At 44.3% G+C, this 7,924-nt stretch carries 5 protein-coding genes; all 5 read right to left on the reverse strand.

Translation table 11 applies throughout. From position 1 onward, the window contains the following. Positions 1-854: sel1 repeat family protein (locus B9J84_RS00790; protein ID WP_143698817.1), on the reverse strand; the 854-nt coding region annotated here is incomplete at its 3' end. After that, a complete protein-coding gene (locus B9J84_RS00795; RefSeq protein WP_094123303.1) occupies positions 838-4,560 on the reverse strand; it encodes a LysM peptidoglycan-binding domain-containing protein in 3,723 nt (1,240 codons plus the stop codon). The genes B9J84_RS00790 and B9J84_RS00795, both read right to left, overlap by 17 nt. 2 nt (positions 4,561-4,562) lie before the next feature. Then, entirely contained in the window at positions 4,563-5,090 is a 528-nt protein-coding gene (locus tag B9J84_RS00800) for a DUF4123 domain-containing protein (RefSeq protein WP_094123304.1), read from the reverse strand. Further along, positions 5,087-7,186, reverse strand: a complete 2,100-nt coding sequence (locus B9J84_RS00805; protein WP_094123305.1) for a type VI secretion system Vgr family protein — start codon at positions 7,184-7,186, stop codon at positions 5,087-5,089. The genes B9J84_RS00800 and B9J84_RS00805 overlap by 4 nt, the downstream gene beginning before the upstream one ends. A gap of 139 nt (positions 7,187-7,325) precedes the next feature. Continuing rightward, positions 7,326-7,844, reverse strand: coding sequence for an Hcp family type VI secretion system effector (locus tag B9J84_RS00810; protein ID WP_013857791.1), 519 nt, complete (start codon positions 7,842-7,844; stop codon positions 7,326-7,328). Positions 7,845-7,924: the final 80 nt, after the last annotated feature.

Genomic DNA, 7,924 nt, shown 5'->3' on the forward strand with positions numbered 1-7,924 from the left:
AAAAATCTAGTCTTGTAATAATGTGTACCACTTAGTTTTTTTAGCTTTAGATATAACTCATCATTACTTTTCATATCAACATCTTGCCTAACAATAAACTCTATTGCTGGTATATAATTATTATTAGCTGCAATTGTGAGCAACTGAACCACTAACTGATATTGTTCTGGAGTTTTAGCTTCATACTTAACTTTACCTTGCGGTCGAATTAAGATGGTATTGACATAGTCCATCAACGGTTGGTAGTAATGTGCTTGAGAAAAGCGAATCACCTCTTGAATATACTGAACTCGAGTATCTTTCGATTGCTCTAGCTCTTGCTGTTTTAGTAAAAAATATTGAGCACGCAAATCGCCTTGTGCGGCAAGAGGTTTAAAAAGCTCGATCGCTCTATTGAAATGTTCTTGCGTACAGTTTTTTTCACCAAAATATCTAGCACAACCACTACTGATTAAACCCGGGGAGAGCATGATGTAGGCATAAGGATTATCATCCTCCATTGCTGTTTGATAAAGAGACAATGCTTTAGGTCTATTATTGATACTGGAGCGATATATAAGCTTTGCGTACCAAACCATTGCATCACTATCATTTTCGTCAATCAGAGCTTGTAATTTATTCGAGGCTGAATCATGTCTTCCATGTTGAATATTAACCAATATGTCATACATCTTATCTCCCGGCTTTACAGTGCTCGAAATATAAGGGTCAGCTGATTTTTTATTAATATTCTCGGTAATAAATGGTTGAAATAGGGCAATATCATCTTGTGGATTAGGCTTGCAAGCAACCAGCCCAACCATAACGCTCAGCAGCAAAACAAGACGGACAAGTCGATTAAGATAAAGCGTCATAAATACTCCAATTGATAATAATTTCATCCGTTTGTACTATATCGTAGTGATTGGGAGCAAGCCCAGTCTCTTTTATCACTTGCGCTTTTTGGCCTACCACCGGATTTTGTACCAGACCAATCGGGTAAGCAAAATACTGGGTTGGCTTTGGAATTCCAGCTAAAAGACCGCTCTGGAATGACTCATCATAACGAGTTAGCACCATATTTTTACAAAGTTTCTTAGAAGATTGATCAAAATAATCCATCAAATCTTGATTACTAATACTTTTCACAAACCTTGCCAATCTAAGCCACTGCGCTTGATAGGTTTGCCATTCCACCAGATGGTCTTTTTTGCCTGCGGGAAGCTTGCCCATCGCAATTAAAGTTTCTTTCCACTGTCTCTGGTTGGCTGCCTCACCAACACTCTCATCCGACGCTAGCCATTGCATAATTTGTACGATTGCTTGTACTTGACTTTCGTTATCCTTATCTGCGGTTGCGATCACAACACCATTTACATCTTTCCTTGAGTTTGTTTGCTTTTGAATCAAACTAGTAAATAAGTTACTTAATGTTTCAGGAGGTAAAGCCATAACCCAACGCTGTGTAACGGCTTGTTTTTGAGAGTCCAAAATACTGTTGGCTAGTAGTGGAGCATATTCTTTACTCAGTACCTGTTGCTTATAATCAGCCAATACAGTCACCGGCATTAGTAGCACCTGCGCTAAATTCAAACCTAAGCCTACCGCTAGTGTCATAAGGTCATTGAGTTCGTTAAAACTATCGTTGACTCCATTGGCATCCGCCTCCCCAAAAATCGCTAGGCGGCGGAAATGGCTTTGCTTTAACACCCCAAGTAAACAACCAATAAACTCATCGGCTGCGTTGGCATCCAGATTGATCGCCACTTTACCAGTGCAGCCGGGTCCCACAACCAGCCCCGCTGAAGCCACTAAGATGATAACCCCACCTTCAATCAGCAAACGAAACTCAGCGTGATAACCCGCACCAAATGAACCAGACAGCTTGCCATCAATCGAACCTAATTTTTTCGGTGCCTTTGGTCCTTTACTCTGCGTAACACACTTAGCCTCTGGAGGGGCCCAGTAAACCGTAGCACCTAAAGTGCCACCTGCTTCTACTCCGGCAAACGCATCAACAGAAACAGCTGCTTCCCCTGCATAGCCAGCAGCTCCCGCACTTGCTAAGTTCGCTCCGGGCAGAGCATAACCATTATAGATATTGGGATCAAACAGCCCTACCGTGCTGCCTTTAATGCCAAAACCTTCACTCACATCACTCGGGCCGATTGCCAACTTAGCACTCAATTGGCATGAAGCGGCCGCCAGACCATAAACTGAACCCGCAATACAAACCCGCAGGTCACCTGCTTTATATGTATGTTCATGATCGTATTTATCGATATAAGTTAAGTTAACCCCATGCCCTTTCACTTTTTCGACCTGCTCTTCCTTCACCATTTTATTTTCTGGTACAAGCGGGAGCCAAAATGAAAAACTGAGCTGACCTTGCAGGGCGGTAAATTGAGCCGAGATGGCTTCTGAGCCGCCGATATCGATATCACCTCGTTTTTTAATAAAATCTGGATAGGAGCTTAAAGGGGTATTAAGTTCGGTCTCCGCCTTGGTTGATAAACGCAGCAACTGCGCTCCAGCGTCAACAGAATAGGCGGACGTTTCACCATTCGGACCAATACCGCCTTGGTAATGATAGCTATCTTGCCAAAAAACAGTATCAAACTCAGCACTGGCTTTTAATGGCATTAAATCTACTGTACTTTCAGGCTTGGTGAGCGCGTTGAGTGCGTCCTGCACAGACCCTGCTTCTACAATGTTTTTTCCATTCGATTGTGGCGCATTGAAGGTAATTTTTTCAGTAATGACTCGAACGTGCCCCGCCGCTAAGGTAGACAGTGGATCTTCATTAGTCTCTGGTATTAACCAGTGTGGGCCTCGGATGTAAAATACTTGACCATCTGAGAGCAAACAGCACTCCACAGCTTGAATGTCGTTGGTTCCGGCTTTATTGATAAAACCTGACTTATGCTTTTCCTTGGGTTTAAATGTAGTTTCATCCCATAACAAGGTAAGAGCCGGCGGCATCTGGCTCGCGTTGCCTAAAGTAAACTCTAAACTGCCAGCGCCTTGCGCTGCCTTTTTTTGAGCCTGAGATTTTAGGTAATTTAACCGAGCTAAAGCGATTTTTTTAACCCAAAGTAATTGCCTAAAAAGTTCATCAATAGGTGTTGAACTGCTAGTGCCAAGGAGTTGTGACAGTGCTTTTTTGTGCTTAATAACCGTGGCGTCAACGACCGCCGCCAGTGCTTTTGCTGTGAAGTAAGACCACGCCGCAGGTCCTTTAATAATTCTATCGAGGTTGGCGTCCAAACTATCATTGTCAAATTGATCACCTTTGGTTTCCACATATAAGGCTTTGATCAGTTGACCGCCATTGATGATGTCTAAGGCATCCCCCGATTCTCGCCATTTCTTCACTTTTTTTAATGATTCAGGACCACAAGCTACGCCTGACTCACCTTCTAATTGGTCTAAGGTTAGACATTGCTCTTTAACGACTAAGCCATAATGGTTGATGTTTTTTAAGTTTATCGCACACACAAACAGCTTTTGTTTATCAAGAAATTCTTGCTGCTCTGTACTATCGAACGTAGTCATTCGAGCAGCTAGTTCTAGAACTTGTTTTAGCTGTGTTGGCCACTGCTTTAAATAAGCACGGGAATTTTGAAATCCAATTTTCAGCAATTCTTGATCTGATTTATCACGGTTTAGGTGCACTTGCTGTATCCAAGATGCCAAGTTCTTTTGGTGGCGACTGGTAAAATATTCGAGTTTTTTATCATAAATAAACTTGCTGCCATCATCTGCAACATGATTTTTTGCCGCTTTTTCAGCGGCTTTTTCTAGGCTTTCGACCTCTTTTTCAATTTTTTTAATCACCAGTGTCCGTAACTGTTGATTAATATTTTTTTCGAACAAAGGACCTTCTGGTGATGGCCGATATAAAGAGCCGAATTTTCCGTAGTATAAATGGGTGTTTTTTGCTTGCTCTCGATTAGATAACTTCTCACGAGTTTCTTCCAGCGACACGCCAATCAGCCTAGCCACTGTGATCAGATAATCATTCGGATTGGTCCCATCAACTCTGAATGCTTCATTTTTAATCACCAGCTTGGCAAGCAGCAGTGCCTGATATTTTTCAGCATCGTCTGACGTCATAAACTGTTCGTGAACTTTGGCGGCAAACTTTGAGATCAACCCCAACTTATTGAGGTTCTTCATCGTAGCTTCTGAATCATTCTCAACAATGGCTTGCGCCATGTGCGCCCTCTCTTCCTCAACTTTTTCTTTTGCTTGCTTAGTCAGCGCATACCAAGCTTTTTTACCCGTTTTAGGATGAGCAGGAACATACAAAATATCCTCGTATTCCTTGGGCGATTGACATGTATCATTTCCACCGTTCACAACCGTTGGCGGCTCAACCAATTCAATACGCGAACCGTCAAATTCAATTGGCTTGGTTAGATCTGGCGGCAGTTTTAAAACGTTACCTTCATAAATCAGATTGGGATCTTTAATTTGTTCGCTGTTAAGTTTGATTAACTCATCGATAGAAATATTAAAACGCTGAGCAAGTAAGCTTAAGCAATCATTTTTTAAAATCGTATAGGCATTATTGGACATGTTTATACCCACTGCTTAAAGATAGGAGAGGTCAGAGTAGCAGGTTGGCTTTGCTCTGGCTGAATAGGTGAATGATGAAGCGTTTGCCGTTGACGTGCATGATTAACCCAATGAATGGCTTGAGCTGAACCTAAAAGGGTCGCAATATCGATGTCATTAAGTTGCGATGCAGCCTGATTCCAAAAGACATTGGTATAAAAACGCAAAAAGCAGGCTTTATTGTCGATCTTAACTTGGAGTAATGACTGTAAATGCTCACTAAATGCAGAGCCATCTTGACTCGCATCAAGCTCAAAAATAACCGAGCTTGAATCAAAATAAGGCAGCGTTAACCATTTATCTAATGCTGTCTTATCGCTACCCAAATTAACAACTAATGGGCTTTGATCATTCAAGTAATCAAAATCTGAACCAGCAAATAATACAATCGCCTGCTGAACGGCCATATTCCGAGTAAGAACATCAATCGCATCAGGAATACGAATGGTATCAACCACTAACCAATAATTAACAACCTTGAGTTGATTCATGAGGCACCTCGTTCGCACGGACAATCTTCTCGAGGACATGACCCATCACTTTGTTTTTGACACATTTTTGCCATGGGCACATTCGCAATAGACAATGTGGACATGGTTGCTGCTGATAGTTGTAATGGCAATGGGTTTGGTGCTGGCGGTGCAGCAATCATTTGATTCGGCAACGCCGCTACAACACCGCCATACCCCGAGCCGCTGCCTGCGCTGCCGCCAGAGTTGAGGTTGATCGCAGGCCCGACTAGGTGCACGCCGCCGCCATCCACTTTGATAAAACTGCCCGCAGCTTTAATGGTGATCTCATTACCCGCATCTAACACCAACTTATTGCCTGCTTTAAGGTGCACTTCATTACCTGAGTCAAAAACCGTTTTTTCACCGATTTTTTGGTGCAGTGCCCCCCCCACATCAAGGCTACGATCTAACGCTATTTTCTGACGGCTTTCGCCCTCGACCGTTAGGTGTTGGTTATTTTTAATGTGGCTGAACTGGTCGTTATCCACTGTCAGGTGTTTATCGTGTTTGATGTGTGTGGTGGCATCATTAAGCACTAGCGCTTCATAGTCTTTTTGCGCATGCAGGTAGATTTTCTCTTGCCCTGCTTGATCTTCAAAACTCAGCTCATTAAAGCCTTCACCTTGATGCGTTTCACTGCGCAGTACGGTTTTGGTTTTGTTATCTGGCAGTGTGTAGGGCGCTTTATTGGTGGCGTGATAAGCGCGGCCCGTGACGAGGGGTTGATCAGGATCGCCATTTAAAAAATCGACAATCACTTCATGGCCAATTCTTGGGATAGCCATCATGCCGTATTGGCTGCCAGCCCAACCTTGCGACACCCTCACCCAACATGAACTGTGCTCATCGCCGTTGGAATATCTGTCCCATGGGAAATGCAGTTTAACGCGGCCATACTCATCGCAGAAGATCTCTTCGCCATCGGGGCCAACCACGTGGGCGATGCATGGGCCATCCACTTGCGGCTTGGTGTGTGGTGTTGCGCGCCACGTTACATCGGCCGGGATCAAGGTAAATTGGTTACTGTAGGTCGTTGCACCACTACCGCCAGACTCTTCTAATGCTTGCGGCTGCTGGCCTTGATGGTTTACTTGCACCACAACCCAATCTCGGTTCACGCTGTCGTCTAAATGTTCGGCCAAATCAAACAGGGTTCCGGCTTGCAAACGCGCTTCATTGCTTTGGCCTTGTGCGGTACGCGCCTGCCTTCTTAGGTACTCTAAACGAATTTGGTTAAACGCTTTGCCGCTCTCATCGTCTTTAAATCGACCCGGGAAATCAAAATGTTCATAGTGGGTCTGCTGGTAATCCATCGCGGTGCCGAGTGCACTTTGCTTAAAACCGTAAGTCGGTTTTTTAAAGCTGTAATCCGCCAATTGGCTTTCCGCCACTTGCGATTGCGTGTGGCTGATTAAGTTGGAAATGTAAGGCGTGTCAGCGATACCACCGGACAGCACATTGTAAGGGATCGGCGTATCGAGCTTCGTTAAGCTTTGACTGTCGTCACTGAAAATGAGGGTGTGTTTACCTTCTTCATGCAGGAGGTGATAGACCAAGCCTTCTTCGGCGGCTAAGCGGTGTAAAAAGTGGATATCGGTTTCACGGTACTGTACGCAGAATTCGCGCTGAAGACATTCTCGTTTAAGTGCGAAGGCATAGTCGTCAATGCCCATCTCTTGCAGCACAATGGAAAGAATTTCAGGTACAGTTTTAAGCTGGAAGATGCGGCTATTTTGGCGCAGCGACAAACGCTCTAATGCAGGTACTAAAGTGAGTGAGTAAAAGGTGTGATGATGACCAATATCGCCTTTACTGAACTGGCGCACGATGCCATGCACGCGCTGCACCACCCCGTCATTACGAAAAATCGTTAGCTGAGCCGTTTTGTCGACGACATCGATTGCACTCAAAGTTGATTGACGGCTTGCGAGCTCAATGTGGTAACGAAACCCATAACAAGGCTCGCCATTAGCCAGCACACTCTCCGATAAGGATTCTTGTCCGTGGTATTCTCGCACCACAAATGCATCGTCGGCGAGCCCGTCAACCTTTAACGTAAAATTCAGCGTGGCCATCTTCCATCCTCTTTACACTAGAAACAGCAAAGCCTTAAGCAAGTCACACTCATTGAATGCACTTTGCTTAAGGCTAAAAAAGGTGGCTGGCCGGATTGGCTTTGCTTACGCAACATCAACCAGCCACCCAAATCAAAGCTTACGCTTCTACTGGTTTGCGCCAGTCATCTGAACCTGAAGTACCCGCGTTCACGTGATCCCACAGGATTTTACGGTAAGACATAGAAACCGTAACGTTTTGCGTGAAGTCGCCGTTCGCAGGATCTTGGCAGTGTGGCATTTCGCAATGAATGTCCACGATAGACGCGCTTTCAAGTTTAGTGGTGAAGAAGTTCTCTTGTTTGCCTTCAATAGACGTGCGGTACCACTTTAGCTCAACCGATTTCATCTTCTCGCCAGACGCCAACGCGTTATAAAGAAGAGGAACCGCTTTATTTAGCGCAACGGTGAATTTGAATGGTTTGTGAACACGTTGACCAGAAGGCTGACCTGATTGTGGGTCAGTCGGTACTGTCACAACGTGGTCAAACATTTGAACCAACATTTGATCTTCATGACCTTCAACGAAAGCATCGCCGATAGAGTCAGTAGAAAGAGCGCCAGCAGTGATGAGACCCTGAGTTTCGCCTTCGATAGAGATATAACATGGAGTTGGCATGACTTAATCCTTATTCAGTAAGAAAAAGCGATGGAAATTGCATCGCGTTATGTAATGTTTCTTAAAGCAAAGGGGATGCC

The sequence above is a fragment of the Vibrio sp. V03_P4A6T147 genome, from assembly GCF_002241085.1.
GTDB classification, from domain to species: Bacteria; Pseudomonadota; Gammaproteobacteria; order Enterobacterales; family Vibrionaceae; genus Vibrio; species Vibrio anguillarum.

Coding starts and splice junctions, on each gene's coding strand:
- B9J84_RS00795 (WP_094123303.1), bottom strand. CDS start 4,560: ATGTCCAATAATGCCTATACGATTTTAAAAAATGATTGCTTAAGCTTA.
- B9J84_RS00800 (WP_094123304.1), bottom strand. CDS start 5,090: ATGAATCAACTCAAGGTTGTTAATTATTGGTTAGTGGTTGATACCATT.
- B9J84_RS00805 (WP_094123305.1), bottom strand. CDS start 7,186: ATGGCCACGCTGAATTTTACGTTAAAGGTTGACGGGCTCGCCGACGAT.
- B9J84_RS00810 (WP_013857791.1), bottom strand. CDS start 7,844: ATGCCAACTCCATGTTATATCTCTATCGAAGGCGAAACTCAGGGTCTC.